This is a genomic window from Burkholderia sp. BCC0398, assembly GCF_902833245.1.
GTDB classification, from domain to species: Bacteria; Pseudomonadota; Gammaproteobacteria; order Burkholderiales; family Burkholderiaceae; genus Burkholderia; species Burkholderia sola.
Genome location: NZ_CADFEM010000007.1, coordinates 276,139 through 300,503, shown reverse-complemented (window position 1 = coordinate 300,503; position 24,365 = coordinate 276,139). Strand labels below are relative to the sequence as shown.

The window sequence follows — 24,365 nt, the reverse complement described above, 5'->3', positions numbered from 1 at the left end:
GAAGATAAGAGAATGAGTGAAGTCCAGACCGCCCACACGCACAGCGCGCCGCTGATCGGCGTGCTGATGGGTTCGAGTTCCGACTGGGACGTGATGAAGCACGCGGTCGCCATCCTGCAGGAATTCGGCGTGCCGTACGAAGCGAAGGTCGTGTCCGCGCACCGGATGCCCGACGAGATGTTCGACTATGCGGAGAAGGCGCGCGAGCGCGGGCTCCGCGCGATCATCGCGGGCGCCGGCGGCGCCGCACACCTGCCCGGCATGCTCGCCGCGAAAACCACGGTGCCCGTGCTCGGCGTGCCGGTCGCGAGCAAATACCTGAAGGGCGTCGATTCGCTGCACTCGATCGTGCAGATGCCGAAGGGCGTGCCGGTCGCGACGTTCGCGATCGGCGAGGCCGGCGCCGCGAATGCCGCGCTGTTCGCGGTGTCGATCCTGTCCGGGAACTCGGTCGACTACGCGAACCGGCTCGCCGCGTTCCGCGTGCGCCAGAACGAAGCCGCGCACGCGATGGTGCTGCCGCCGCTGGAATGACGGCATGGCGCGCGGCCGCACGATGCGGCCGGCGCCGGATTTTCCTACTGCGGCGGGCCTTTCCGCGTTCCGCCGCGACCGACCACTGACATGACCGCAACTCCTGATTCCGTTTCCCCGATCCTGCCCGGCGCGTGGCTGGGCATGGTCGGCGGCGGCCAGCTCGGCCGCATGTTCTGCTTTGCCGCCCAGTCGATGGGCTATCGCGTCGCCGTGCTCGATCCCGATCCGACGAGCCCCGCCGGCGCGGTCGCCGATCGCCACCTGCGCGCGGCGTACGACGACGAAGCCGCGCTCGCCGAACTGGCGGACCTGTGCGACGCCGTATCGACGGAGTTCGAGAACGTGCCGGCCGCGAGCCTCGATTTCCTCGCGCGCACGACGTTCGTCGCACCGGCCGGCCGCTGCGTCGCGGTCGCGCAGGACCGGATCGCGGAGAAGCGATTCATCGAGGCGTCGGGCGTGCCGGTCGCGCCGCACGTCGTGATCGAATCGGCGGCGGCGCTCGTCGCGCTCGACGATGCGGCGCTCGACGCGGTGCTGCCGGGCATCCTGAAGACGGCCCGCCTCGGCTACGACGGCAAGGGCCAGGTGCGTGTCGCCACCGCGCAGGAAGCGCGCAACGCGCATGCCGCGCTCGGCGGCGTGCCGTGCGTGCTGGAGAAGCGCCTGCCGCTGAAATACGAAGTGTCGGCGCTGATCGCGCGCGGCGCCGACGGCCGCTCGGCCGCGTTCCCGCTCGCGCAGAACGTGCATCACAACGGCATTCTCGCGCTGACGGTCGTGCCGGCGCCGGCGGCCGACGCCGCGCGCGTCGAAGAGGCGCAGCAGGCGGCCGTGCGGATCGCCGATACGCTCGGCTACGTCGGCGTGCTGTGCGTCGAATTCTTCGTGCTGGAGGACGGCTCGTTCGTCGCGAACGAAATGGCGCCGCGCCCGCACAACTCCGGCCACTACACGGTCGATGCGTGCGCAACGAGCCAGTTCGAGCAGCAGGTGCGCGCGATGACGCGCATGCCGCTCGGCAATCCGCGCCAGCATTCGCCAGCCGCGATGCTGAACATCCTCGGCGACGTGTGGTTTCCCAATGGTGCGGCGGCCGACGCCGTCACGCCGCCGTGGGACACGGTCGCCGCGATGCCGGCCGCGCACCTGCATCTGTACGGCAAGGAAGAAGCGCGCGTCGGCCGCAAGATGGGCCACGTGAACTTCACGGCCGAGACGCGCGACGAAGCCGTCGCCGCCGCCACCGCGTGCGCGCACCTGCTGCGCGTGCCGCTCGACTGAGGCGCGGGCCGATGTCCATCGATCTCCCGAAGCACGTGACGCCCGCGCAGATCGACGCGGCCGCGGCGCTGCTCGACGCGGGCCAGCTCGTCGCGTTTCCGACCGAGACCGTCTACGGGCTCGGCGGCGACGCGGCGAACCCCGAGGCCGTCGCGCGCATCTATGCGGCGAAGGGGCGGCCCGCGAACCATCCGGTGATCGTGCATCTGCCGCCCGGCGGCGACCCGGGCTATTGGGCCGACGACCTGCCGGCCGACGCGCACGCGTTGATCGATGCATTCTGGCCGGGCCCGCTCACGCTGATCCTGAAGCGCCATGCGCGCATTCCCGATGCCGTGAGCGGCGGGCAGGATTCGGTCGGGCTGCGCTGTCCGTCGCATCCGGTCGCGCAGGCGCTGCTGGCCGCGTTCAGCGCGCGGCGCGGCGGCCATGGCGGCGTGGCCGCGCCGTCCGCGAACCGGTTCGGCCACGTGAGTCCGACGACCGCGCAGCACGTGCGCGACGAGTTCGGCGATACCGTGCACGTGCTCGACGGCGGCGCGTCCGAAGTCGGCATCGAGTCGACGATTCTCGACCTGTCGCGCGGCTTCCCGGCGCTGCTGCGCCCGGGCCACGTGACGCCGCAACAGATCGCCGACGTGCTCGGCCGCGCACCGAGGCTGCCGGACGGCAGCGATGCGACGGCGCCGCGCGCGTCGGGCACGCTGAAAGCGCATTACGCGCCGCGCACGCCGCTCGCGCTGCTGCCGTTCGACGCGCTCGAGCCGCTGCTCGCGGCCGCGCAAACCGACGGCGAGCGCGTCGCGCTCGTCGCGCGCGCATCGCGGGCAGCGCACTGGGCGCAGGCCGACGGCGTGCATTTCATCGCGGCGCCGGAAGATCCGCAGGCCTATGCGCGCGACCTGTACGGGATGCTGAGGGCGCTCGACCGCGCGCAGGTCGCGCGCATCCTCGTCGAGAAGCTGCCCGAGACCGTCGAATGGATCGCGGTCAACGATCGTCTCGGCCGCGCGGCGGCCGCGTTCGAAGCGCGCGACTGACGCAGCCTTCGCCTTCCGCTCGAGAATGAAAAAACGCCTGACCGGCGCGAACCGGTCAGGCGTTTTCGCTTGGGCGCGTGGCCGGCGGCTTACTTGCCGACGCCGGATTTCGCGATCTGCTGTTCGACGTACTGCGCGAACAGCGCATGCAGGCGCGTGGTCGGGTGGACCGTGTCGGCGAACATGTAGGTCTGGTCCGCGTTCGCGACCGTGTAGGTCTGCGGCGAGCAGAACAGCGACGAGCCGAACGCGGTCGCGTTCGCGACGCCGTACTGCGTCGCGGCCTGGACCATCGCCTTCAGGTTGCAGGCCGTATCGGTGTTCTTCACGCTGAAGCCGTTCGCCTGGTAGTTGGCCGCGATGCCGTCCTGCCACGTGAACGAATCGACCACCGCGACCTTCGTGGTGTCGACCTTCAGCGCGGCCAGCGTGCCGGCCAGCGTCTGGTTGAAGAGGCCCGACAGTTGCGTGAACGCGGCCTGCGTGCCGCCCTGCAGCGCGAGCGGCGTGCCGCCGATGTCCGGCACGTTCGCGACGAACACGTGCGTGGCGCCTGCCGCGACGATCTGCTGGACGATTCCGCCGAGCTGCTGCGCGGCCAGGCCGATCGCCTGCGCCGCCGCGAGCTGCGCGGCCGGCGTATTGCCTTGCGCCTGCGCGACCTGGGCCTGGTAGAAGATGTCGTTCGCGCCGCCGTTGATCAGCACGATCTGGCCGGCGTTGAAGCTGCCGTGCTGCGTCAGGTACTGCTTGACCTGATCGGCGATCGGCGTGGTGGTCGCCTGCGCGTAGTCGGGGTTCGGCACGCTCGCGTCCGCATGGCCGATGCCCGGCTGCAGCGTCACGCGCGAGCCGCCCTGCGCGTAGCCGAGGCCGCCGGTGGCCTGCAGCGGGATGCCGAAGCCGCCCTGGTTGGCGGGCTGCAGCGTGTCGCCGTAGTACTGCGCGACGTTCTGCGTCCACACCTGGCCCGGGTTGGTCGTGAAGCGGCCGCCGCCGAAGCCGAGCTTGATTTGCGAGTAGGTGCCGACGTCGGACAGGCTGTCGCCGAACGACACGATTTGCATCTTCACGCCCGACGGCGGCGTGGTCGACGCGCTGCTGCCGTTGTTGTCGTCGCCGCCGCCGCATGCGGCGAGCAGCGCGAGCGCGGCGCCGGCGATCGCGACCTGCGCGGTGCGCAGCATGCGCCCACGCGTGCGGGAAAGTGCGTGTTGTTGTGTCTGCATCGTTCTATCTCCTCGTAGATATGGCCCTGATGTGTTTCTCATCTGCCGCGTGCCTGCTCGGTTCCGGGCTGCGCGGCGGCCGTTGGCTGAAACGGTTTATCGGTCGCGCGCAGCCGCCGGCGGCACGGTGCGCGGATCCTGGTTCGCGGCCTCGGCAATCTGCGCATGATAAGCGCTCGCCCATTCGGGCGGGCCGAAAATCGCGCGCAGCTTGTTGCGCCATCCGCCGACGCGCCACGCGTCGGACGCCATCGCCCCCCACTCGTGGAACGTCGCGACGAGCGGGTTGTTCGAGCCGAGCCGCTCGACGATCCCGTACTGCGGCGGATCGTCGGGCGTTTCGTCGACATAGCTGCCGAACAGGCGATCCCAGATCACCAGGACGCCTGCGTAATTGCGGTCGATGTAGCGCGCGTTGCGCGCATGGTGCGCGCGGTGGATCGACGGCGTGTTCAGCACGTATTCGAGCCAGCCGAGCTTGCCGATCGCCTGCGTGTGCACGAAGAACTGGAACGCGAGGTTGATCAGCACGATGCCGACGACCTGTTGCGGCGGAAAGCCGGCGAACGCGAGCGGCAGCCAGAACAGCCACATGCCCGAGACCGGGTACATCAGGCTCTGGCGGAACGCGGTCGAGAAATTCATCCGCTCGGACGAGTGGTGCACGACGTGCGCGGCCCACAGCCAGCGCACGCGATGACTCGCGCGATGGAACACGTAGTAGAGGAAGTCCTGCGCGACGAACAGCACCGCGAACGACAGCCAGCCGTCGTGCCACGTGTAAAGACGATAGTGCCGGTAGCAGTACGCATAGACGGGAATCACGAACAGCCATGCGAGCTTGTCGGCGCCCTGGTGCATCAGCGCGAGCGCCGCGTTGCACAGCGTGTCGCGCCACGCATAGATGCGGTCGTGCGCACGGGTGCGGGCGAGGTGCCAGGCCTCCCACGCGATGCAGAGCAGGAAGACGGGCGCCAGCGCGAGCAGAAGCAATTCGACGTCGAATCGCATGGGCGAGTGTCTCCTTCGTTCCCCTGCAAGCCATGAGGCCGGGCGTGTGGCCCGTTGTAGATATCGGTCAGGCCAACAGCCTACGCAATCGCCACGCGCTAGGCGAGGGGGCAGCGTAGAGGGTTCCCTCTGAGGACAGGGTTTCTACGGAATCCGTACTGCACGGGGCCGGGCGGTGCGGCCCCGTTTTGCGGGCATGGCGTGCGCACAGCGCGTTGCACGAGGGTGGCGGCGGCGTTTCAAACCGCGCAGCGCGAAATTTCGCGGGCGACGCGGAGCAGCGGGAGCGCGGGCCGCGTTGTCACGACGGCCCGATGCGCGGTGCGCGGAGCGTCAGTGCGCGCCCGCGTAGATCCACTCGAGCAGCGTGTCGTGCGCGGCGCGTGCGCCTTCCGCGCGATCGTCGTTGATGAAGCTGACGACGACGTAGCTCTGGCCGTCCGCGCCGGCGACGTAGCCGGCGATCGCGCGCACGTCGCGCAGCGTGCCGGTCTTGATGTGCGCGTTGCCGAGCACGCCGGCGTTGGTGAGGCGGTTCTTCATCGTGCCGTCGATGCCGGCGATCGGCAGCGAATCGACGAACGCCTGCGCGACGGGGCTCGCGTTCGCGGCCTGCAGCAGCGCGGCGAGCGACAGCGCGCTCACGTGCTCTTCGCGCGACAGCCCCGAGCCGTTCTCGAGCACGAGATCGGGCATCGCGATGCCGTTCTTCTGCAGGAACGCCTGGATCGCGCGGCTCGACTGCTCGGGCGTCGCGGGCGGCTTGCCGCTGACCGCGCCGATCGTCAGGAACAGGTTGCGCGCCATCACGTTGTTGCTGAACTTGTTGATGTCGTAGACGATGCTGCCGAGCACCGGGCTGTGATGCACGGCGAGCGGCCGCGCGGTGGTCGGCACCTTGCCTTCGCTCACGGGCCCCGCGATCGTGCCGCCGTCCTGCTGCCACAGCGCGAGGAAGCCGCGTGCGAAGAACGTCGTGTGATCGAGGATCGCGAGGTTGGTCGTGTGCGCGCCGCAGCGCAGCGGGTAGTCGCCGGCGAACGACGCGGTCATGATCCCGCCGCCGGCGGTCAGCGTCGGGCGCGCGGCCGCGGCGGCCGCGCTGCACGAGCCCGAGCCTTCGACGAGCTGGTTGTCGATCGACAGGTCCGCGAGCGGCGGCAGCACGTCGACGGCGACCTTGCCGTCGTCGCCCGGCGTGACCGTGAACGACACGGCCTTGAATGCGTACAGCAGCGGATCGGGGCCGACGTTGTACGGCGCGCTTGCATCGTCGTCGAATGACGGCAGGTCGCGCGTCGACGCCGCGAAATAGCTCTTGTCGAGCACGAGGCCGCCGGCCACGCGCTTGACGCCGGCCTTGCGCAGCTTGTCGACGAGGTCGATCAACTCTTCGGGCACGAGCTTCGGATCGCCGGTGCCCTTGATGTACAGGTTGCCCTGCAGCGTGCCGTCGGGGTCGATCGTGCCGTCCGTGTACGCGGTCGTGCGCCAGCGGTAGTCGGGGCCGAGGATCGACAGGCCCGAGAAGGTCGTCACGAGCTTCATCGTCGAGGCCGGCAGCATTGGCCGGCTCGCATTCCACGCGATCAGCGGTTGCGGATCGCCGACGCGCTCGACCACGACGCTCATCGCCGATGCCGGCACCTTCGCGCGCTGCAGCGCGACGAGCACCGATGCCGGCAGGCCGGCCGCGCGCGCGGCCGGCGACACGACGGCGCTCTTGCGCGCTTCCTTGTGGGATTTCTTGCGGGCCTGCGCGGGCGGCGCGAACGCGAGCGCGGTGCAGGTGGCGACGACGGCGGCCGCCCGCAGGCAGACGCGGGCGCGAGGGGGGAACCGGGCGGAAAGATCGGAAATCGGCATGGGCGAATACGGGAAAAGCGGGGGCTCGGGCAGGGCGCGCGGGGCGCCGAAGCGCACATTGTAGAGACAAGTCGCGGCACGCCCCTTGCAATCCGCCTTACTGTTGCATTGCAGGGTGCCGCGCACGCGATTCGCGGCGCTACAATGGTCGCCGTGTTTGACTCGCCCCATGGATGCGTGGCCCGATGCGGATTCTGCTTGTCGAAGATGATCGAATGATTGCCGAAGGCGTGCGCAAGGCGCTGCGCTCGGACGGCTTTGCGGTCGACTGGGTGCAGGACGGCGACGCCGCGCTGACGGCGCTCGGCGGCGAGACGTACGATCTGCTGCTGCTCGATCTCGGGCTGCCGAAGCGCGACGGCATCGACGTGCTGCGCACGCTGCGCGGGCGCGGGCTGGCGCTGCCGGTGCTGATCGTCACCGCGCGCGACGCGGTCGCCGATCGCGTGAAGGGGCTCGACGCGGGCGCCGACGACTACCTCGTCAAGCCGTTCGATCTCGACGAGCTCGGCGCGCGGATGCGCGCGCTGATCCGCCGCCAGGCCGGGCGCAGCGAGTCGCTGATCCGCCACGGTGCGCTGACGCTCGATCCGGCCGCGCACCAGGTGACGCTCGACGGCGCGCCCGTCGCGCTGTCCGCGCGCGAGTTCGCGCTGCTCGAGGCGCTGCTCGCGCGGCCGGGCGCGGTGCTGTCGAAGAGTCAGCTCGAGGAGAAGATGTACGGCTGGGGCGAGGAGATCGGCAGCAACACGGTCGAGGTCTACATCCACGCGCTGCGCAAGAAGCTCGGCTCGGACCTGATCCGCAACGTGCGCGGGCTCGGCTACATGGTCGTCAAGGAAAGCTGACGCGTGCGGTCGATTCGTCATCAATTGCTGATCTGGCTGCTCGCGATCGTGGTCGCGGGCGTGGGCATGGCGGGCTGGCTCATCTACCGGCAGGCGCTCGCCGAGGCGAACGAACTGTTCGACTACCAGCTGCAGGAAATCGCCGCGGCGCTGCCGTCCGAGCCGTTCTCGCAGGTGTTCGGCTCGCGCACCAACGGCGACGAAGGCATCGTGATCCAGATCTGGAACCGCAACGGCGTGCTGATGTACTTCTCGCATCCGCGCGCGCCGATCGCGCCGCGCGCGGAGCTCGGCTTCTCGACCGAGCGCACCGATCGCGGCGAATGGCGCGTGTACGGCGCGATCGTCGGCGACAACGTCGTGCAGCTCGCGCAGCCGCTGTCGGTGCGCAACCGGCTCGCGGCGAACGTCGCGCTGCGCACGCTGTGGCCGCTGATCGTGCTGCTGCCGTTCCTCGGCGCGGCCGTGTGGGGGATCGTCGGGCGCGGGCTCGCGCCGCTCGGCCGCGTGACGCGCGCGGTCGAGGCGCGCCGGCCGGAAGCGCTCGATCCGCTGCCCGACGGCCGGCTGCCGCTCGAGGTGCAGCCGCTCGTGCGGGCGCTGAACGGGCTGCTCGCGCGATTGTCGTCGGCGCTCGACACGCAGAAGGCGTTCGTCGCCGACGCCGCGCACGAATTGCGCACGCCGCTCGCGGCCGTGCAGATCCAGGCGCAGCTCGTCGCGCGCGCGAAGGACGATGCATCGCGCCGCGAGGCGATCGCGGATCTCCAGGACGGCGTGTCGCGCGCGACGCGCCTCACCGAGCAACTGCTCGCGCTCGCCCGCGCCGAGCCGGACGGTGCGACGATGCGCGAACCGGTCGACCTGCAGGCGCTGCTCGCCGAATGCGTGGCCGCGCATGCGCCGCTCGCGCAGCGGCACGACATCGATCTCGGCTTCGAGGAAACGCGCGCGGCGAGCGTCGTCGCGGACGTCGGCGCGCTGCGCGTGATGTTCGGCAACCTGCTCGACAACGCGGTGAAGTACACGCCGGACGGCGGCCGCATCGACGTGTCGCTGACGCGCGACGCGGCCGGCCGCGCGTGCGTGCAGATCGCCGACAGCGGGCCGGGCATTCCGGCCGACGAGCGCGAGCGCGTGTTCGACCGCTTCTATCGCGACAGCACGGCGCGCGCGCGCACCGACGTGTCGGGCAGCGGGCTCGGGCTCGCGATCGTCAAGCGCGTGGCCGCGCAGCAGGGCGCGACGGTGTCGCTCGGCGATGCGGCCGCGGGCGGCCTGCTCGTCAGCGTCGTGTTCCGCGATGCCGAGATGCCGGCCCAGGCGCCGCAGCCTTCCGAATCCGCCTGAAGGGACGCGGGGCCGGCCCGGCGCCGGAGGTCGCTTAAGCCCCGCTTAAGGCTGATTAAGCCTCCTTTAAGTCAGGGTCGTTACGCTGCGTCCTAACAACGAGGAGGTCCTACGATGAACACCCGATTCCTTGCACGCGGCACCGTCGCGGTCGCCGTGGCGGCCGCCCTGTCGGCAGGCTATTTCGCCGGTACCCGCCGCGCCGATCCGCAGATCATCACGCCCGCGCAGGCCGCCATGATGCCGGCCGAAGCCGCCGCCAAGACCGGCATCCCCGATTTCTCCGGGCTCGTCGAGACCTACGGCCCGGCGGTCGTGAACATCAGCGCGAAGCATGTCGTGAAGCAGGTGTCGCGGCGCGCGCCGCAGCCGCAACTGCCGATCGATCCGAGCGACCCGTTCTACCAGTTCTTCAAGCACTTCTACGGCCAGGTGCCGGGCATGGGCGGCGACGCGCAGCCGGACGACCAGCCGAGCGCGAGCCTCGGGTCGGGCTTCATCGTCAGCGCCGACGGGTACATCCTCACCAATGCGCACGTGATCGACGGCGCGAACGTCGTCACGGTCAAGCTGACCGACAAGCGCGAATACAAGGCGAAGGTCGTCGGCTCCGACAAGCAGTCCGACGTCGCCGTGCTGAAGATCGACGCGAGCGGCCTGCCGACCGTGAAGATCGGCGATCCGGCGCAGAGCAAGGTCGGCCAGTGGGTCGTCGCGATCGGCTCGCCGTACGGCTTCGACAACACGGTCACGTCGGGCATCATCAGCGCGAAGTCGCGCGCGCTGCCGGACGAGAACTACACGCCGTTCATCCAGACCGACGTGCCGGTGAACCCGGGCAACTCGGGCGGCCCGCTGTTCAACCTGCAGGGCGAGGTGATCGGCATCAACTCGATGATCTACTCGCAGACGGGCGGCTTCCAGGGCCTGTCGTTCGCGATCCCGATCAACGAGGCGATCAAGGTGAAGGACGAGCTCGTGAAGACGGGCCACGTGAGCCGCGGCCGTCTCGGCGTGGCCGTGCAGGGGCTGAACCAGACGCTCGCGAGCTCGTTCGGGCTGCCGAAGCCGGACGGTGCGCTCGTCAGCTCGGTCGACGCCAACGGTCCGGCCGCGAAGGCCGGCCTGCAGCCGGGCGACGTGATCCTGTCGGTCAACGGCTCGCCGGTCGCCGATTCGACGTCGCTGCCCGCGCAGATCGCGAACCTGAAGCCGGGTTCGAAGGCCGAGTTGCAGATCTGGCGCGACAAGTCGAAGAAGTCGATCAGCGTGACGCTCGGCGCGATGGCCGATGCGAAGCTCGCGTCGAACGACGGCGGGCCGGTCGAGCAGGGTCGTCTGGGTGTCGCGGTGCGGCCGCTGTCGCCGCAGGAGCGCAACGCCGACAACCTGTCGCACGGGCTGATCGTGCAGCAGGCCGGCGGGCCGGCCGCCAACGCGGGCATCCAGCCCGGCGACGTGATCCTCGCGGTGAACGGCCGCCCGGTCACGAGCCCCGAGCAGTTGCGCGACGCGGTGAAGGGCGCGGGCAACAGTCTTGCTCTGTTGATCCAGCGCGACAATGCACAGATCTTCGTGCCGGTCGACCTGAGCTGACCGGCCACGGCCGACGGCCGGCCCGGCCGGCCGCGGCGGGCGCCGCCGCCGCTCGATCGCGTGACGCTGCGCCCCGTATGTGTTCCGACCCCAAGGAGAGAGCCATGCAACATCTACGCAACGTGTCCCGATTTGCCGTCGCCGCGGCGCTGACCGCCGGCCTCGCGGCCGGTGCGACCGGCGCGTACGCGCAGTCGGACGGTCTGCCCGCCGCGAGCCAGCAAGGCGATATCAGCTATGTGTCGGGCGGTATCGGCAAGGACCAGTCGACGGCATTCCAGAGTAACGAGGCGTCATGGCCGCTGGCGCTGCGCTTCACCGGCAAGGGCGGCGAGTTCCTGGCCGACGTCCATGTCCGGATCGTCGACGGCAAGGGCACCGAGGTGCTGGCGACCGACGCGCGCGGGCCGTACATGCTGGTGAAGCTGCCGCCGGGGCGCTATACGGTGCATGCGTCGTACCAGGGCAGCGACGAATCGCGCGCCGTCACGGTCGGCGCGAAGGGCGGCGCGAAAGCCGCGTTCCAGTGGAGTGCGCAGTAGCCGCCCGCGCGCGGCCCGGGCCCGGGACGCGCAATCGGACGAAGTTTCGCCCATAATGAAAGCCACGGCATGCGTGCCGTGGCTTTTTCGTTTCCTGCCCGGCCTGGCGGCCGCCCGAAGGAGAAACGATGTCCGATGCAGCCGACCCCCGACTCGAAATCGTGCCGAACCGTCATCGCGTGCGCGTGATCCATCGCGGCATCACCTATGCCGATTCGCACGGCGCGCTGACCGTGCGTGAAGCGGGGCTCCCGGACATCCACTACCTGCCGCGCAGCGACGTCAACATGCGCCGGCTCGTGAAATCGGGCGTCACGACCGCCTGCCCGTTCAGGGGGCAGGCCGTGCATTTCGACTTGCAGACGGAAGACGGCGTGATCGAGAACGCCGCATGGAGTTACGAAGAACCGAAGGAGGCGGCCGCCGTGCTCGCGCACTACGTCGCCTTCGATGTCGCACGGGTCGACAGTCTCGTCGAGACGTCCTGATGCGGCGCGCGTTCATCGGGGAGGCGTCATGGAATTGAACGACACGTTACGCGTACCGCTCGCGCCGCCTGTCGTGCGGGAAGCGCTGGAGGATCTCGCGCTGCTGCGTGCGAGCTTCGATCATTGCGAATCGTTCGTGAAACTCGCGCACGGCGAGTTCGCGCTGACGATCACGGTGCCGCTGGGCCCGCTGCGCGCCCGCTACGACGTGCGCGCGCATGCGGCCGCCGAACAGGGCGACGCGGAAGGGCAGCCGCGCCGCGTGCTCAACTTCAAGGCGCGGGCCGACGGCCCCGGCGCGCTGCGCGGCCAGGTCGAGCTCGTGCTGATGCCGGATGACGATGCGACCGCCACGCGCATCGAGTACGTGGTCTGGGCGACGGCGAGCGGGCCGCTCGCGGAGTTGCCGGGGCGGCAGATCGACAATGCGCTGCGCGAATGGACCGACGCGTTCTTCCGCGAGTTCTGCGCGGTCGTGCAGGCGAAGCACGGCCTCGCGCCGAATCGCGCGAGCGCCGCCGCGCAGCGACGCCAGCATGTCTTTCTGCGGCCGGCATCGCTGATGGCCGCGACGAAGCGTTCGCTGCCGCCGCATCTCGGCGGTACGCTGAGCGGGCGGGCGGCGAGCGCGCTCCGGCATCGCGATTCCGGCACGGTGCCCGTGTGGGCCTGGGCGGCGATGATCGTGTTCGTCGCGCTGCTGCTTTACGCGGCACGCTGGTTCAACGGCGGCTGAGCGGTCGCCCGGTTCCGCGTCACGGCCTGCGTCGCGCCCGCACGGCGCGTATCACCGTCCCGCGTCGTTACCGGCGCCGGCGCCGCGAAATTCCCTTCGATATGCAGACGGCGACGTGCCGAGCGCGCCCGCGAAATGCTGGCGCAGCGACACGCTCGAGCCGTAGCCGGCCGCCTGCGCGATCGCGTCGATCGATTGTCCGGTGGTTTCGAGCAGATGCTGCGCGCGCGCGAGCCGCTCGGCCTGCAGCCACGCGGTGACGGTCGTGCCCGTCGCCTGGCGGAAGTGACGCGTGAACGTGCGCCGACTCATCAGCACGCGTTCGGCGAGCGAATCGACGCTATGCGCGGCGTCGAGATGGGCGCGCACCCAATCGAGCAGGCCCGCGAGCCGCGCATCGCGCGGGTGCGCGGCGACCGGTTGCGGCACGTACTGAGCCTGGCCGCCCTGGCGGTGCGGCGGGATCACGAGGCGGCGCGCGATCCGGTTCGCGGCGTCCGAGCCGAAGCGTCGCCGCACGACGTGCAGGCAGCAGTCGAGGCCTGCCGCCGTGCCGGCCGACGTCATCAGATTGCCGTCGCCTACGTACAGCACGTCGGGATCGAGTCGCACGCGCGGAAAGCGCTGCGCGAAATCGTCGGCCCACGCCCAGTGCGTGGTGGCCGGGCGGCCGTCGAGCAGCCCCGCCGCGGCGAGCACGTACGCGCCGAGGCACAGGCCGACGAGCTCGGCGCCGCGCGCGGCGACCGCGCGCACCGCATCGAGCAGCGCGTCGGGCGGCGTTTCGTCCGGGTCGCGCCACGAGGGCACGATGACGATGTCCGCATCGTCGAGCGCGTCGAGCCCGTACGGCGCGGTGATCGTGAAGCCGCCCGTGGTCGCGAGCGGGCCGCGCTCGGCCGAGCAGACGCGGAATTCGAACACGGGCGACACGGCCGCGTCGCGTTCCTTGCCGAACACGACCGATGGCACCGACAGATGGAACGGGCTGATGCCGTCGTACGCGATCACGGCGACGACGGTCGGAGCGGACGGGGACGAGGCGACGGCGGGCATGGCGGACTCCGGAACGGCGATGGCCCGATTTTATCGAAGAATGGCTATCGGGCCACTATCGACGCACGCCATGCGGCCCGACAATGCATCGCATCGCACTGCTGGCCGCCCCGCTCCGGGGCGGGGCAGCGCCTCCCGACCAGGAGCTCGCCATGTCGAATGCCGCCTCGCATTCCGCTTCCCGTCCCGCCCACCGCCGCGCGCTGATCGTGATCGACGTGCAGAACGAATACGTGACGGGCAACCTGCCGATCGAATATCCGCCGCTCGACGTGTCGCTCGCGAACATCGGCCGTGCGATCGACGCCGCGCACGCGGCCGGCGTGCCGGTGATCGTGGTGCAGCACGTCGCGCCGGCGGGCGCGCCGATTTTCGCGCCCGGCAGCGACGGCGTCGCGCTGCACGCGGTGGTCGCGAGCCGGCCGTACGCGCATCGGATCGAGAAGGCGCAGGCAAGCTCGTTCGCCGGCACCGATCTCGCCGCGTGGCTCGACGCGCACGGGATCGACACGCTCGCGGTGGCCGGCTACATGACGCACAACTGCAATGCGTCGACGGTCTATCAGGCGGCGCATGCGGGGCTGAAGGTCGAGTACCTGGACGACGCGACGGGCACGCTGCCCTACGAGAACGAAGCGGGCGCGGTGAGCGCCGAAGAGATTCACCGCGCGTACGGGGTGGTGTTCCAGTCGAATTTCGCGGCGGTGATGTCGACCGACGCGTGGATCGCGGGACTGGCCGGCGCGCCGATGCCGGCGCGCGATTCGGTGGCCGCGTCGAACCGGCGGGCCCGCGCGCGGCGCGCGAAGGCGGCCTGACCCCGCGCGGCGACGGAGCGTGCGACGCGCCGCGCGGTCAGTCGCCGTCCTTCAGCATCGCCGGGCTGTAGCGCAGCATGTCGAAGCAGCCGTCGACGAGCTCTTCCGCATGCTGCTCGGCGTCGATCTCGTCGGGCAGCATCAGCATGTCGCGCACGAAGCCGCTGACGAGCGTGTGCAGCATCAGCGCCGCGCGCCACGTGTCGAGCCGCTCGGGCAGCAGCTTGAGCCCCACGGCCACCGCGAGATCGGCGTCGATCATGTGCAGCGCCTCGCTCATCCCCGCGCGGTTGCGCTGGAGCAGCGGCTCCATGTCCGCGACGTATTCGCACTTCATGAACATGATGCTGAACACGCGCCGCAGCTGCGGGTCGCGCTGCACGCCGAGCAGGCACCAGATCAGGATCTGGCGCACCTTATCGAGCGGATTGCCGCCCGGCGCGTCGAGCGGCATCCGCTTCAGTTCGTCGATCGGCAGGAGCACGCGGTTGAACATCGCATCGAACAGTTCGCTCTTGTTCGCGAAATGCCAGTAGATCGCGCCGCGCGTCACGCCGGCGTGCTGGGCGATGTCCGCGAGCGACGTGTGCGACACGCCTTTCTCGAAGAACACGTGTTCGGCGGCGTCGAGAATGCGATTGCGCGTCTCGAGCGCCTCCTCCTTGGTACGTCTGACCATGTGCAGGCCTGATTGGATCGATCGTCGGTGAATAGAGGGTCGCCACCCCTCGTCGCCGTCATGCAGACGGGCTATGCTTGCTTCCGGTAACAATTCGTAAGACTGGACAGCCGGCGGCGTACAAACGGGCTTTTTACATACATTCGTGAATGTATATACAATACCACCCTACGATCGAATGACCCAAGTGGCAATCAGTTAATATCCCACTCTGCTGATTCCCGCCCTAGTACTTGTCCGCAGTTCGCGGCGTCCCGTCGGCACGGAGGTCTCGTGCCGACTTGCTGTATCCAGCAGTCTCTAGCAGTCCAGTAATTCAGGTGTTCGATCAGCGCCGCGAGGCGCATCCGTGTTGCGCTCCGCTCGGGCGCGGCACTTATTCCATTGGTTATACACAGAGGTCGCTCCATGCGCGTCGAACGGGTTCCATACCGCTTAATCACTGTCGCGACGGCCGCCGTTTTCCTGGCCGCGTGCGGGAAAAAAGAATCGGCACCGCCGCCGCAAACGCCGGAAGTCGGCGTCGTCACCGTCCAGCCGCAAGCCGTACCGGTCTTCACCGACCTGCCGGGCCGCACCAGTGCATTCCTCGTCGCGCAGGTCCGCGCGCGGGTCGACGGCATCGTGCTGCGCCGCGAATTCACCGAAGGCACCGACGTCAAGGCCGGTCAGCGTCTCTACAAGATCGATCCGGCGCCGTACATCGCCGCGCTGAACAGCGCGAAGGCGACGCTCGCGAAGGCGCAGGCGAACCTCGTCACGCAGAACGCGCTGGTCGCGCGCTACAAGGTGCTGGTCGCGGCGAACGCGGTCAGCAAGCAGGACTACGACAACGCGGTCGCCACGCAAGGCCAGGCCGCTGCGGACGTCGCGGCCGGCAAGGCGGCGGTCGACACCGCGCAGATCAACCTCGGCTATACGGACGTCGTGTCGCCGATCAGCGGCCGCGTCGGCATCTCGCAGGTGACGCCGGGCGCATACGTGCAGGCGAGCCAGGCGACGCTGATGTCGACCGTGCAGCAGCTCGATCCGGTGTACGTCGACCTCACGCAGTCGAGCCTCGAAGGGCTGAAGCTGCGTCAGGACGTGCAGAGCGGCCGCCTGAAGACGAGCGGCCCGGGCGCGGCGAAGGTGTCGCTGATCCTCGAAGACGGCAAGACCTATTCGGAAGCCGGCAAGCTGCAGTTCTCGGACGTGACGGTCGACCAGACCACCGGCTCGGTGACGATCCGCGCGGTGTTCCCGAACCCCGGCCGCGTGCTGCTGCCGGGGATGTTCGTGCGCGCACGGATCGAGGAAGGCGTGAACGAGAACGCGTTCCTGGTGCCGCAGATCGGCGTCACGCATGACCAGAAGGGCCAGGCGATCGCGATGGTGGTGAACGCCAGCAACAAGGTCGAGCCGCGTCCGCTGAAGACCACCGGCATGCAAGGCCCGAACTGGGTCGTCGAAGGCGGTCTGCAGGCAGGAGATCACGTGATCGTGCAAGGCGTCGACAAGGTGCGCCCGGGCGCGACCGTGAAGACGGTCCCCGCGCAGCTCGCTCCGGCGGCCGATGCCGCCTCGGGTGCTGCTGCCCCCGCCGCGCCGGCCGCCGCCGGGTCCGGCGCCGCTGCCGCTTCCGGTGCCGCCGCATCGGGCGCCGCGCCGGCGAGTGCTGCCGCTGCCTCGAGCGCGAAATAACAGGGAGCCTGTTTCATGGCAAAGTTTTTTATCGATCGCCCGATCTTCGCGTGGGTGATCGCCATCATCCTGATGCTGGCCGGGGTTGCGGCGATCTTCACGCTGCCGATCTCGCAGTATCCGACGATCGCGCCGCCATCGATCCAGATCACCGCGAACTACCCGGGCGCTTCCGCGAAGACGGTGGAAGACACGGTGACGCAGGTGATCGAGCAGCAGATGAGCGGTCTCGACAACTTCCTGTACATGTCGTCGACGAGTGACGACTCGGGCAACGCAACGATCACGCTGACCTTCGCGCCGGGCACCAACGCCGACATTGCGCAGGTCCAGGTGCAGAACAAGCTGTCGCTCGCGACGCCGGTTCTGCCGCAGGTCGTGCAGCAGCTCGGTCTGTCGGTCACGAAGTCGAGCAGCAGCTTCCTGCTGGTGCTCGCCTTCAACTCCGAAGACGGCAGCATGAACAAGTACGACCTCGCGAACTTCGTGGCGTCGCACGTGAAGGATCCGATCAGCCGGCTGAACGGCGTCGGTACCGTCACGCTGTTCGGCTCGCAGTACGCGATGCGGATCTGGCTCGATCCGAACCGCCTGACCAACTACGGCCTCACGCCGGTCGACGTCAGCTCGGCGATCACCGCGCAGAACGTGCAGATCGCGGGCGGCCAGATCGGCGGCACGCCGGCCAAGCCCGGCACCGTGCTGCAGGCGACGATCACCGAATCGACGCTGCTGCAGACGCCCGAGCAGTTCGGCAACATCCTGCTGAAGGTCAACCAGGACGGCTCGCAGGTTCGCCTGAAGGACGTCGCGCAGATCGGCCTCGGCGGCGAAAACTACAACTTCGACACGAAGTACAACGGTCAGCCGACCGCGGCACTCGGTATCCAGCTCGCGACCAACGCGAACGCGCTCGCGACCGCGAAGGCCGTGCGCGCGAAGATCGACGAGCTCGCACCGTTCTTCCCGCACGGCCTCGTCGTCAAGTATCCGTACGACACGACGCCGTTCGTGAAGCTGTCGATCGAGGAAGTGGTCAAGACGCTGCTCGAAGGTATCGTGCTCGTGTTCCTCGTGATGTATCTGTTCCTGCAGAACCTGCGGGCGACGATCATCCCGACGATCGCGGTGCCGGTCGTGCTGCTCGGTACGTTCGCGATCATGTCGATGGTCGGCTTCTCGATCAACACGCTGTCGATGTTCGGCCTCGTGCTCGCGATCGGCCTGCTGGTCGACGATGCGATCGTGGTGGTCGAGAACGTCGAGCGCGTGATGGCCGAAGAAGGGCTGTCGCCGAAGGAGGCGACCCGCAAGGCGATGGGCCAGATCACCGGCGCACTCGTCGGCGTGGCGCTCGTGCTGTCGGCGGTGTTCGTGCCGGTCGCGTTTTCCGGCGGGTCGGTCGGCGCGATCTATCGTCAATTCTCGCTGACGATCGTGTCGGCGATGGTGCTGTCGGTGCTGGTCGCGTTGATTCTGACGCCGGCACTGTGCGCGACGATCCTCAAGCCGATCCCGCAAGGGCATCACGAGGAGAAGAAGGGCTTCTTCGGCTGGTTCAACCGCACGTTCAACACCAGCCGCGACAAGTACCACGTCGGCGTGCACCACGTGATCAAGCGCTCGGGCCGCTGGCTCATCATCTATCTGGTCGTGATCGTCGCGGTCGGGCTGCTGTTCGTGCGCCTGCCGAAGTCGTTCCTGCCCGATGAAGACCAGGGCCTGATGTTCGTGATCGTGCAGACGCCGTCGGGTTCGACGCAGGAAACGACCGCGAAGACGCTCGCGAACATTTCCGACTACCTGCTGAAGGACGAGAAGGAAATCGTCGAATCGGCGTTCACGGTCAACGGCTTCAGCTTCGCGGGCCGCGGCCAGAACTCCGGTCTCGTGTTCGTCCGCTTGAAGGACTATTCGCAGCGTCAGCATGCGAACCAGAAGGTGCAGGCGCTGATCGGCCGGATGTTCGGGCGTTACGGGAGCTACAAGGACGCGCTCGTGATTCCGTTCAACCCGCCGTCGATTCCGGAACTCGGTACCGCTGCCGGCTTCGACTTCGAGCTGACGGACAACGCCGGTCTCGGCCACGACGCGCTGATGGCCGCGCGTAACCAGCTGCTCGGGATGGCTTCGAAGGATCCGACGCTGCAGGGTGTCCGTCCGAACGGCCTGAACGACACGCCGCAGTACAAGGTCGACATCGACCGCGAGAAGGCGAATGCGCTGGGCGTGACGGCGGATGCGATCGACCAGACGTTCTCGATCGCGTGGGCGTCGAAGTACGTGAACAACTTCCTCGACACCGACGGCCGGATCAAGAAGGTGTACGTGCAGGCCGACGCGCCGTTCCGGATGACGCCGGAAGACATGAACATCTGGTACGTGCGCAACGGGTCGGGCGGGATGGTGCCGTTCAGCGCGTTCGCGACCGGTCACTGGACGTACGGTTCGCCGAAGCTCGAGCGCTACAACGGCGTGTCGGCGATGGAAATCCAGGGCCAGGCCGCACCGGGCAAGTCGACCGGTCAGGCGATGGCCGCGATGGAAACGCTCGCGAAGAAGCTGCCGGTCGGTATCGGCTATTCGTGGACGGGCCTGTCGTTCCAGGAAATCCAGTCCGGTTCGCAGGCGCCGATCCTGTACGCGATCTCGATTCTCGTCGTGTTCCTGTGTCTCGCGGCGCTGTATGAAAGCTGGTCGATTCCGTTCTCGGTGATCATGGTCGTGCCGCTCGGCGTGATCGGTGCGCTGCTCGCGGCCACGATGCGCGGCCTCGAGAACGACGTGTTCTTCCAGGTCGGCCTGCTGACCACCGTGGGCTTGTCCGCGAAGAACGCGATCCTGATCGTCGAGTTCGCGCGCGAACTGCAGCAGACGGAGAAGATGGGGCCGATCGAGGCCGCGCTGGAAGCGGCGCGCCTGCGGCTGCGTCCAATCCTGATGACGTCGCTCGCGTTCATTCTCGGCGTGATGCCGCTCGCGATCAGCAACGGCGCGGGTTCGGCCAGCCAGCACGCGATCGGTACGGGCGTGATCGGCGGGATGATCACGGCGACGTTCCTCGCGATCTTCATGATCCCGATGTTCTTCGTGAAGATCCGTGCGATCTTCAGCGGCGAGAAGGAAGATGCCGACGAGGCGCTGCGCCTGGCTCAGGAGCACTCGCACCACGAAGAGAAGCCGGGCAACGGCGACCAAGGCAACAAGGGACAGTGATGATGCAAAAACACGCTTTGACTGCAATCGCAGTCGCGCTCTTTGCCGCGGGCTGCACGATGGCGCCGCATTACACGCGGCCCGATGCGCCCGTCGCGCAGGCGTACCCGGCCGGCGGCGTCTACGCGACGCAGCCGGGCGCGGCCGGCGCGCGCAGCGCGAACGGCCAGGCGGCGACTGCCATCGGCTGGCGCGAGTTCTTCGTCGATCCGCGCCTGCAGCGGCTGATCGAGATCGCGCTGAAAAACAACCGCGACCTGCGCGTGTCGGTGCTGAACGTCGAGGCCGCGCGTGCGCAGTACCAGATCACGCGTGCGGGGCTGTTCCCGACGCTCGACGGGACGGGCACGGGCAGCATCCAGCGCGTGCCGCAGGGTCTTTCGCAGACCGGTGCGCCGTACATCTCGCGCGCCTACAACGTCGGCCTGTCGGCGTCGTGGGAGCTCGACCTGTTCGGTCGCGTGCAGAGCCTGAAGGACCAGGCGCTCGCGCAGTACCTGTCGACGTCGTACGCACGGCAGGCGTCGGAGATCTCGCTGGTGTCGCAGGTGGCGGATCAGTACCTGACGCTGCTGTCGACCGATGACCTGCTGAAGGTCACGGAGGACACGCTGAAGACCGCGCAGGCGTCGTACGACCTGACCAAGCTGCAATTCGACAACGGCACGGGCTCCGAGCTCGAGCTGCGTCAGGCGCAGACGGTGGTCGAGACGGCGCTCGCGAACCAGCAGGCGCAGGCACGTGCGCGCGCACAGGCGCTGAACGCGCTGGTGCTGCTGATCGGCGAGCCGCTGCCGGACGATCTGCCGGCGGGCATGCCGCTCGACGCGCAGAACCTGCTGACGGACGTGCCGGCCGGGTTGCCGTCGGATCTGCTGACGCGTCGTCCTGACGTGATGCAGGCCGAGCAGACGCTGCTGGCCGCGAACGCGAACATCGGCGCGGCGCGCGCGGCGTTCTTCCCGAAGATCTCGCTGACGGGCGCGTTCGGCACCGGCAGCCCGACGCTGGGCGGCCTGTTCAAGGCCGGCACGGCGGCGTGGTCGTTCGCGCCGCAGATCACGATGCCGATCTTCGAAGGCGGTCAGAACATCGCGAACCTGAATCTCGCGCATGTGCAGAAGCGCATCGAGATCGCGAACTACGAGAAGGCGATCCAGTCGGCGTTCCGCGAAGTATCGGACGGGCTCGCCGCACGCGGCACGTACGATCAGCAGATCGCGGCATTGGAGCGCAACGAGCACGCGCAGCAGCGTCGCTTCGATCTGTCGGACCTGCGTTACAAGAACGGTGTGGACAGCTATCTGTCGGTGCTGACCGCGCAGACGGATCTGTACTCCGCGCAGCAGTCGCTGATCAGCGCGCGCCTGGCGCGCTGGACGAACCTGGTCGATCTGTACCGCGCACTCGGCGGTGGGTGGATCCAGCGCGCCGGCGAAGCGCCGCGCGCACCGGATGCACCGGTCGACTACGACAAGGCGGCGGCTCCGGCGCCTGCGTCGGCGACGAACGGGTAACATGCGGTAATCCTGCCTGCGTGCGGTCGCTTCGCGCGCAGGCAGGACGTTGTTAGTCCTGTCGCAAGCTGGCCGTTACGAACGATGCGAAGCGTAACGAAGGAAACGTAAGGCTCGTCCATGATTGTTGGTCCTTAAGTGCGCGGTAACCTCGCGTGGGAGTGCTGCGGCGATCCACGCGGGACACGCGTCTACATCTGCAGCGGGCGCGAAATCCAGGGGCCGGGCGCCGTCGAGCACGACGCGTACGGACTAACCGTGCAGATTCTCGTTTCGCCCAATCGATGATCATCCCTCTCCGGTAGCCTGTCGCCCGGCCGCCAAATCCCCGCTCATTTCGCCCAACTCAGGCTCATTTGCTGTTGGACGGTCTTTATAACGATTAGTTATACGAAATTCGAACTCGTCTGATTGGTTCTTTTTTCTCGTCCGTGCAAATTGTGCATGGAGCATTTCTCACCCATTGTCGAGAAAGGAAATCCGGATGAAGAGCGAGCAGACTGCACCGCCCGATCTTTTTGCCACCATCGGCGCGCTCACTGAGCGCGGTGGGCGGGTAACCGAGGCTACGAGCGGCCTCACAGTCGCCGGGCTGGCGATGTCGTCACTTGCGAGGATGGCAGCGAGGCCGTCATCGTGGATGGTGCAGGCGAATATGCGATTTGCAGCGACAAGCCGTTTGCGCTGGTGGGTAGCAGGTTGAGCAACGGCGATCGTATCGTCGAAACGCTTCAGCGGTTGTCGGGAATTCACGTACCGGTTGGCGAAACGGCCGGAGGGTTGTTTAACGAGGATTATGCGCCGCCGCCTGCACTGCCGCGATACAGGTTGGCTGTACGAGGAGCCACGACGGCGCGAGGCGGTGCGTTGCGCGAAGCTACCGGCACGTGGGACACCGATGTCCGGCTTGGCAGGGCTGGTGTCGTAGGTGATCAGATTCACTATGCAGACGGTTCGACCGCGCGAATCATAAGCGGTCTTGGGCTGGTGGATAACGGACACTTCCAGCCGCTGGCTTTCGTCGGTCGCGAACTGGATAACGGCGACGTCATTACCGATAGCCCTGAGCGCGAGGGTCTGGTATCCGCTAACGCCTTCACCGTGGTGAAGCGTTCGACCGTTGTGCATCAAGGCGAGACCTCATGATTCGTTATTTCCTTGCCAAAGGGGATCAGGGCGGCAGCGCCACGATTACGGAAGGATTGGACGACGTAACCTGTTCCAATCCGCCGCCGCGCGTGCATATCGCAACGCTGTACATGAAGACGTACTGCACGGCATGCAAGCAGGAAGGGTTTGTCGCCCCGGTGGGTCCACGCTGGCCGGGCACAGGGCCAAACGGCAAGCCGTGGGCGTTGAGTGGTGATATCAACGTCTGCGATTGCAAGCCGCCACCGGTTTTCTATGCCGAGCGCGGCATGAAGATGACCTTTGCCGCAGACGAGGTGGCGCGGTTGACGGGCAAGCATGGCTTAGGCGTCGCCCCTGTAAGAAGAGGCACGGCAGTCCACGATCAGCAGTTCGTTATTCGCAACAAGAAGTCCAGGAAACCTGTTGTTGGCGCGCGGTATTGGATCACAAATTGCCGTGGCGACGTGCTGGCTTCAGGGATTACCGATGCGCAGGGGCATACTGTGCGAGTGATCACGCCGGAGGCCGAATCGGTAAAGCTCGAGGTCATCGGAGAAATAGAATGAGTGACGGCGATCGTGTGGCGATTGCAGAGGCGATGACGGACACGAGAGAAGGTTCGTTAATCGAAGCGTTGATATCGAATGGGCCACCCATCTGCCCAAACATGACTGATGCGGAATTTCGCCGTATGGTTCTAACGTTACGCGACAGAGCCGTACAAATGATTGATGTACGGCTCGTAGACTTGCGCAAGTGGGGGGCGGTCGAACGTCAGCGCGTCGCAACGTGGTTTGGCTCAAGCGATGAAACGATTCGGCAACGTCTGACAGTCGGCCTCGCACGAGTCAGTCGGGTGATGCGCGATCTCAAGCCTGGAAATTTTGTTCGCCAATCAGAGGAGCTTGATCGATATCTTGGTTGTACGCCGAATAACAAGGACCCTGATGGTGCCGTCGCGCATGTTTGCACCCCGGACACCGCTACACATACTATTTGTATCCACGAGAATTTTTGTGGGATGCGCCCCATATCCAGTGCAAAGGACTCGATGTTGTCGACACTGATTCATGAGTGCACTCATTTTGCCGACACTTTTGGCGCTCAGGATCATCAATATTTCATGCGCGAGTGCTTGGTATTGGCTCGGACGCGCCCCGATCTCGCAATCGATAATGCGGATAGCATTGCCGGGTATGTTATCTATGAGGATTAGAGGCGGTGTGGCAGCGCGATCCTGGTTGAATCTGATTGGGTCCAACGGAAAATTGATATGGGCATGTATCGCACTCGCATTTTTCTCGGCAGGGACATTCGCCTGCTCCCCAGTCCATACGCTTGATGTTTCGTTTGAAAGAGATTCTGCCAAGGTGTCCGGCGATGAGCTCACAAGGGTGGCCAATTGGGCGATAGACCTTCAACTCAAATATCCCAATCTCGATCGTACGTCTGTCGGTGGCCTTGCCGAAGCTGACGAAAGACAGCCGCACGTGCTGGCTCAACAACGCGCGGAAAGTATCAAGGGGCTTCTAGTCACATTGGGGCTTGGTCGAGCACCTATCGACGTCGACGCCAGGCTTTATAAGTCGCATCATTTGAGCGGTGTGCCGGATAATGGCCGACGAGTAGAAATCGACTTCCTTCCCGGTTGCCCGCATGAATGTCCTTGCCAAGTGAAATGAGGCCTTGGCCGCGAGCCGCCGCGCAGTGCTGCACATTTTGATGGTGTGCAGCAACC

General features: G+C 67.4%; 22 protein-coding genes. 17 read left to right on the top strand and 5 right to left on the bottom strand.

Going from position 1 to position 24,365, the window contains the following annotated elements:
• The first annotated feature begins 12 nt into the window (after window positions 1–12).
• The 3 genes from purE to HWX76_RS17980 all read left to right on the top strand — a co-directional run bounded on the left by purE (window position 13) and on the right by HWX76_RS17980 (window position 2,861).
• On the top strand, window positions 13–534 hold the full coding sequence (purE, locus tag HWX76_RS17990) for a 5-(carboxyamino)imidazole ribonucleotide mutase (RefSeq protein WP_050014544.1): 522 nt from the start codon (window positions 13–15) through the stop codon (window positions 532–534).
• 90 nt (window positions 535–624) lie between these two features.
• Window positions 625–1,821, top strand: a complete 1,197-nt coding sequence (locus HWX76_RS17985; protein WP_050014543.1) for a 5-(carboxyamino)imidazole ribonucleotide synthase — start codon at window positions 625–627, stop codon at window positions 1,819–1,821.
• 11 nt (window positions 1,822–1,832) lie between these two features.
• Window positions 1,833–2,861, top strand: coding sequence for an L-threonylcarbamoyladenylate synthase (locus tag HWX76_RS17980; RefSeq protein ID WP_050014541.1), 1,029 nt, complete (start codon window positions 1,833–1,835; stop codon window positions 2,859–2,861).
• Between the two features lie 89 nt (window positions 2,862–2,950).
• Here the strand turns inward: HWX76_RS17980 and HWX76_RS17975 are convergent, their stop codons facing one another.
• The 3 genes from HWX76_RS17975 to dacB all read right to left on the bottom strand — a co-directional run bounded on the left by HWX76_RS17975 (window position 2,951) and on the right by dacB (window position 6,967).
• The gene (locus HWX76_RS17975) at window positions 2,951–4,090 is read right to left on the bottom strand and encodes an SGNH/GDSL hydrolase family protein (RefSeq protein ID WP_050014540.1); all 1,140 of its coding nucleotides are present in this window, start codon (window positions 4,088–4,090) and stop codon (window positions 2,951–2,953) included.
• Between the two features lie 96 nt (window positions 4,091–4,186).
• A complete protein-coding gene (locus HWX76_RS17970) occupies window positions 4,187–5,101 on the bottom strand; it encodes a sterol desaturase family protein (RefSeq protein WP_124631543.1) in 915 nt (304 codons plus the stop codon).
• A gap of 333 nt (window positions 5,102–5,434) precedes the next feature.
• A complete protein-coding gene (gene dacB, locus HWX76_RS17965; RefSeq protein ID WP_176016115.1) occupies window positions 5,435–6,967 on the bottom strand; it encodes a D-alanyl-D-alanine carboxypeptidase/D-alanyl-D-alanine-endopeptidase in 1,533 nt (510 codons plus the stop codon).
• Window positions 6,968–7,152: 185 nt separating this feature from the next.
• Between dacB and HWX76_RS17960 the strand changes: the two genes are divergently transcribed.
• From HWX76_RS17960 to HWX76_RS17935, 6 genes are all read left to right on the top strand, one after another.
• Complete coding sequence (locus tag HWX76_RS17960) at window positions 7,153–7,815, top strand: response regulator (protein WP_050014536.1); 663 nt, start codon at window positions 7,153–7,155, stop codon at window positions 7,813–7,815.
• 3 nt (window positions 7,816–7,818) lie between these two features.
• Window positions 7,819–9,165 (top strand): ATP-binding protein, encoded by a 1,347-nt coding sequence (locus HWX76_RS17955; protein WP_050014534.1) that lies wholly within the window; start codon window positions 7,819–7,821, stop codon window positions 9,163–9,165.
• A 114-nt stretch (window positions 9,166–9,279) separates the two neighbouring features.
• Entirely contained in the window at window positions 9,280–10,761 is a 1,482-nt protein-coding gene (locus HWX76_RS17950) for a DegQ family serine endoprotease (RefSeq protein WP_089488779.1), read from the top strand.
• A 104-nt stretch (window positions 10,762–10,865) separates the two neighbouring features.
• Entirely contained in the window at window positions 10,866–11,303 is a 438-nt protein-coding gene (locus tag HWX76_RS17945; RefSeq protein WP_089488778.1) for a carboxypeptidase-like regulatory domain-containing protein, read from the top strand.
• Window positions 11,304–11,431: 128 nt separating this feature from the next.
• Window positions 11,432–11,791 carry a DUF427 domain-containing protein gene (locus tag HWX76_RS17940; protein ID WP_050014528.1) on the top strand — a complete coding sequence of 120 codons (360 nt, stop codon included), beginning with the start codon at window positions 11,432–11,434 and terminating at the stop codon, window positions 11,789–11,791.
• 28 nt (window positions 11,792–11,819) lie between these two features.
• Entirely contained in the window at window positions 11,820–12,527 is a 708-nt protein-coding gene (locus HWX76_RS17935; RefSeq protein WP_176016114.1) for an SRPBCC domain-containing protein, read from the top strand.
• A 51-nt stretch (window positions 12,528–12,578) separates the two neighbouring features.
• On the opposite strand, the gene HWX76_RS17930 is transcribed toward HWX76_RS17935, so the two are convergent.
• Window positions 12,579–13,583, bottom strand: a complete 1,005-nt coding sequence (locus HWX76_RS17930) for a helix-turn-helix domain-containing protein (RefSeq protein WP_050014525.1) — start codon at window positions 13,581–13,583, stop codon at window positions 12,579–12,581.
• Between the two features lie 152 nt (window positions 13,584–13,735).
• Here HWX76_RS17930 and HWX76_RS17925 point away from each other — a divergent pair, with 152 nt between their 5' ends.
• Window positions 13,736–14,401, top strand: a complete 666-nt coding sequence (locus tag HWX76_RS17925; RefSeq protein WP_176016113.1) for a cysteine hydrolase family protein — start codon at window positions 13,736–13,738, stop codon at window positions 14,399–14,401.
• A 37-nt stretch (window positions 14,402–14,438) separates the two neighbouring features.
• Here HWX76_RS17925 and HWX76_RS17920 read toward each other — a convergent pair whose 3' ends face one another.
• Window positions 14,439–15,080, bottom strand: coding sequence for a TetR family transcriptional regulator (locus tag HWX76_RS17920; RefSeq protein WP_176016112.1), 642 nt, complete (start codon window positions 15,078–15,080; stop codon window positions 14,439–14,441).
• Between the two features lie 408 nt (window positions 15,081–15,488).
• On the opposite strand from HWX76_RS17920, the gene HWX76_RS17915 reads away from it, so the two are divergent.
• The 7 genes from HWX76_RS17915 (at window position 15,489) to HWX76_RS17885 (ending at window position 24,309) form a co-directional block, all read left to right on the top strand.
• Window positions 15,489–16,763, top strand: a complete 1,275-nt coding sequence (locus HWX76_RS17915; protein WP_089488777.1) for an efflux RND transporter periplasmic adaptor subunit — start codon at window positions 15,489–15,491, stop codon at window positions 16,761–16,763.
• A gap of 15 nt (window positions 16,764–16,778) precedes the next feature.
• Window positions 16,779–19,979 carry an efflux RND transporter permease BpeB gene (gene bpeB / locus HWX76_RS17910; RefSeq protein ID WP_060734073.1) on the top strand — a complete coding sequence of 1,067 codons (3,201 nt, stop codon included), beginning with the start codon at window positions 16,779–16,781 and terminating at the stop codon, window positions 19,977–19,979.
• Window positions 19,979–21,496 (top strand): efflux transporter outer membrane subunit, encoded by a 1,518-nt coding sequence (locus tag HWX76_RS17905; RefSeq protein ID WP_176016111.1) that lies wholly within the window; start codon window positions 19,979–19,981, stop codon window positions 21,494–21,496. Before bpeB ends, HWX76_RS17905 begins: the two co-directional genes overlap by 1 nt.
• A gap of 636 nt (window positions 21,497–22,132) precedes the next feature.
• A complete protein-coding gene (locus HWX76_RS17900; protein ID WP_244137979.1) occupies window positions 22,133–22,642 on the top strand; it encodes a hypothetical protein in 510 nt (169 codons plus the stop codon).
• Window positions 22,639–23,193 carry a hypothetical protein gene (locus HWX76_RS17895; protein WP_176016110.1) on the top strand — a complete coding sequence of 185 codons (555 nt, stop codon included), beginning with the start codon at window positions 22,639–22,641 and terminating at the stop codon, window positions 23,191–23,193. Before HWX76_RS17900 ends, HWX76_RS17895 begins: the two co-directional genes overlap by 4 nt.
• A complete protein-coding gene (locus tag HWX76_RS17890) occupies window positions 23,190–23,843 on the top strand; it encodes a M35 family metallo-endopeptidase (protein WP_176016109.1) in 654 nt (217 codons plus the stop codon). Before HWX76_RS17895 ends, HWX76_RS17890 begins: the two co-directional genes overlap by 4 nt.
• Window positions 23,844–23,850: 7 nt before the next feature.
• On the top strand, window positions 23,851–24,309 hold the full coding sequence (locus HWX76_RS17885; protein WP_124595555.1) for a hypothetical protein: 459 nt from the start codon (window positions 23,851–23,853) through the stop codon (window positions 24,307–24,309).
• Window positions 24,310–24,365 lie beyond the last annotated feature (56 nt).